General features: G+C 65.8%; 2 protein-coding genes. One reads left to right on the top strand and one right to left on the bottom strand.

What is annotated here, in order from left to right; genetic code table 11:
• Nucleotides 1-3,290, bottom strand: a 3,290-nt coding sequence (locus ABFE16_12670; GenBank protein ID MEN6346144.1) for a hypothetical protein, incomplete at its 3' end; no start/stop codon positions are given.
• 295 nt (nucleotides 3,291-3,585) lie between these two features.
• Between ABFE16_12670 and ABFE16_12665 the strand changes: the two genes are divergently transcribed.
• A partial coding sequence (locus tag ABFE16_12665) for an RNA 3'-terminal phosphate cyclase (protein MEN6346143.1) occupies nucleotides 3,586-3,849 on the top strand: 264 nt, incomplete at its 3' end.

Genomic DNA, 3,849 nt, shown 5'->3' with positions numbered 1-3,849 from the left:
TCGGGGTCGACATACCGCAGGACCTCATGCCCCTCCCATTCCAGGCTTATCACGTTGCCATGCTTCACCGCGCTCATAAGGGTCCAGTCATTGTGAAGCCCCGCTTGTGGGACTCTCCAGGCGATCTCGGCAACCGTATTCCCGTTCTTTTGGATGGCCGTCCAGGTGTTGTTGCGTCCTCCGAGGATGAAGCGATAGCCGCTGTTGAGGTCGCCCGGCTTCGTGCACATGCCCAGGCGCAGCTCCTGGAGCACTTCCTTCTTGTTCCGCTCATTGCCGGGGACGTCCATCATCTTGCAGCCGACGAACATGTCTATGCGCTGATCGCCCACGAAGGCGTCCTTGGTGCGCGTCCATACGTCGCTGGTTCCCCAGCCGGCAAACCACGTCCAGCCCGGTGTGCAGGACCACCGGCTACTGACCTCCCAGGTCCCGGCTTCACCGGTCCAGCCGGTGGCTGCCTCCGCGAAGGTGTCGACACGCACTGCCGGCGTCTCGATGCGCGTGTCATCCGGGTAGAGCAGCGACCCCGCGAGCCTCATGCCCAGGTGGCGTGCGTCCAAGGGCTTGTCATCGCGGTACCGCAGCACCGCCTCACCGTCGAGGCGCAGCACCAGCGTCTGGCCCGCCCGTGACATCTCCGCTTCGAACTCCGTCCGGGTGCTGAACAGCGGCGCGGTCCCTTCCGCCACTTTCTGCCCGAGCCGGAATACCTCGAGCTTCACATCCTTGAGGTCCCAGGTCCGCGTGATGCGCATCTCGTAGCCTGAAGCCGGCGCCTGACCGTCACCCAGGAAGGCCGAGGCGACCGTCACCGGCTCGCCCTTCTGCTGCCGCACACCCATCTTCAGGGTCACGTCGCCGGCGAACTCACCACGGTGCCAGAAGAGCCGCAGATCCGTGGGCGAACTGACGAGTGAGTTGACCTTCCCGGCCCAGGTGTGCCGGTCGAGGATCCCGGCGAAACTCGGAGTGAGGTCATCGACCAGATGCTCCTCCGCGTCAACCGGCAGCGCCCCGAGGTTGCGGAAGTAGGCTGCGCCTTCTCCCTTGCTGTACATCCCGAGCCGTCCGTAGAGGGGACCGTCGTCCGCGAGCTCAAAGCGTTTCTCGCCATCCACCCACACTTGCAGGTGGTCGCCGACGAACTGTGCAAGGACACTTCGTTCGACGCCCAGTCCGCCGGTCAGCGTGGCCTCGCCGAGCGTGGCTTCGGTGTCGCGATTCACCCGCGTCAGTCGCACCTGGGTCTGTCCCTCCGGTGCTGCAGAGAACACGAGCAGGTAGTACTGTCGAGGTCCGAGGTAGCGCAGGAACAGACCGGCCTCCTGGGCTTTGTCGGGACGCAAGGAGGCCCAGCAGCGGTACGCGTCGCGTCCCATCCACGGAGAGAGGATTCGGGCCTCAGGCTTGCCGCGGACTTCGATCTCGCCGGTCTTGCCGCTTGCGACCTCATAGGTCCCCTTGTCGGCGTCCCAGTTGGCCGCCGGAGTTGTCCCGAAGGGTCTTGGCAAGGCCTCCCAGGCCTTCACTGAGACGTCGTCGAAGAGAGCCTTCCCGCCGGTGAGCGTGAGGCCCGCCCGTCCGACTCCGCGCACCGGATCAAGGGCTTCGGCCACGATCTGTCCATCCACGAGCGCCTGCACGTAGCCGCCGGAGACCCTCAGCCCGAGGCGAGTCCACTCATCCCACCGGCAGGCGCCCTGAGCGGTGGCGATTACGCGTCGCTGGCCCTGACTGCAGGCCACCACCGAGATCTCGCCCGGCTTGTCGCCGCTCCTGGTCACGGGGACCTGCAGGGCAAGGTAGCTTTGCGGGCTCTCGTAGTGCCCCAGGATTCCGACCGTTGCACAGGTCGGGCGTACCGAGACTTCGGCCTCGTAGTCATCCCAGGCCCAGGAGCCGACCACAGCACGGCCTTCCGTGTTACCCGTCGCCGTCGCCTCGTAGCGGAAGGGGTTTGCGCTCATGCTGACTTCGCCTGCGTTGCGGTCACCGCGGTCTTGCTGCACCTGCCAGGTCCCGGTCACGGCCTCCCAGTCGCTCTGCTCCTGCGGCAGGCGCATGAAATCGTCGCTGAAGTCCACGGGGCTTGCCGGCTGACAGGACACGTCGTCGAGGCCTCTGGCAGCCACGACGCCCTGCTGCTCGCGACCGTCTACCGCGGACATCAGAGGCACGCCGTCAATACGCACAAAGACCTGTCCGTGGCGTCTCTTCACGTGCACCTGGCGGCTCTTGGCCGAAGTGGGCGTCAGTGGCGCCGAGGCGACGGTCGTCTCCTGGCCGTTGTCAACCCGGAGGATCTTCGCCTCCTGTGCGTCGAAGCGCACGGATCGGTAGGATTGCAGATTCCAGTAGGCTGCCACGGCCTCTGCGCTCGAGCCGCTTCGCAGCGTGCCGGTCAGGTCGAAGTCGCCGCTCTGCTCCGCGTCATCGTCCCAGACCTCAAAGGGCGAGGGAGGCGTCTGTCGGTCGCCTCGTCCCGGACGCCGTCGGACCTGCACGTCGATGAGGTCTTTCGCGGTCAGGAGCTGATCGGCAGTGAGCGCGGTCGGCGCCACGATCGAACGTAACTCGCCGCCGCTGGCGAAGTCCAGGGCGTTGAGGATCGCGGGTACGAACTCCGAGTCCCGCAGCGCGGTCTGGTAAGACATCTGCGTTCCGCACCAGAGCCACCAGCCCTTGCCGTAGCGGAACAGGAGCATCGCCGGCGCATCGCCGTTACCGGTTCGAAAGGCGCCGCTCACGTCGGACGGAGCGCCGCGGTCTGTGTAGCGGGCAATCTCATAGGTCTCCGGCCGTCCCGGGGTTGGGAAGATCGACACCCCGTTGCGTCGGCTCGTGTAGACGATTCCCAACTGCGGCAGACCGCGACTCGCCGGACAGTCGCTCTCCACAAAGCGCAGGTTGGGTGTGTGGCGGTCGCCATACCTATCTCCCGGGAGAACGCTCGACGAGGGCCACACAGTGTACTCGGTGACGGCGATGCCGCCTCCATAGACGAACTCCTCGACCGCCCGACCCGTGCGGTAGGAGTCGCCCCAGGCGGAGCCCATTAGCACCACGTCAAACTGCTTGAGGTAGTCGGCCTCCCAGACACGCTGCTCCAGGAGCCTCTCGCGCGGGAGCCCCAGTCGCCCCAGCATCCCCCAGTACCCGCTGCAGTAGCTCCCCGACACGCCGATCCGCCAGGGCCTGCTCTGCTCCACAGCACCTGCTTGCGCAACTGCACACAGTATCAGGAGTGCAACAGCCAGCACGACACAAGCCAAAGGGCGATGTGACATCGCTGCGACCTACCTTGCTCGTGGGTTTGTGCAACAAAGGGAGACGGCTTCACAGCGTGGCCGGAGCTCACTCAGCAGGCTCCGGCAGCTCACCAACGCACCCTTGCACTTCCTAAGGGTTCCCTGACTGAAACAGACGTCTGCCCCACGCAAAGGTTTCGCGCAGATCGCGCCTGGCCACAGGAGCAGTCTCCATCGCATGGCTGCAGCCTCGCTCCTCGCCGCAGTGAGGTCCCGACTGTTGGCCCGCGCCGGAGGGGTTGACGCAACTGGCCCACTACGCCACAATTACACCATGTCCGCCTTGCACATCGACGGGTCCTTTGGAGAAGGCGGCGGCCAGGTCTTGCGCACGTCCCTGTCGCTCTCGGCACTGTTGGGACGCCCGGTAATCCTTGACCACCTCCGGGCAGGACGAAGCAAGCCGGGACTCGCTGCACAGCACGTGACCTGCGTCCGTGCTGCCGCTGCGATCTGCCGCGCGACCGTCTGGGGTGATGAGATCGGCAGCTCTGAGGTGCACTTCACGCCGGGTGCGGTCCGAGCCGGGACCTACCAC

Source organism: Armatimonadia bacterium, assembly GCA_039679385.1.
In the GTDB taxonomy this organism is placed as follows: Bacteria; Armatimonadota; Zipacnadia; order Zipacnadales; family JABUFB01; genus JAJFTQ01.
This window is presented reverse-complemented; position numbering and strand designations above follow the sequence as displayed.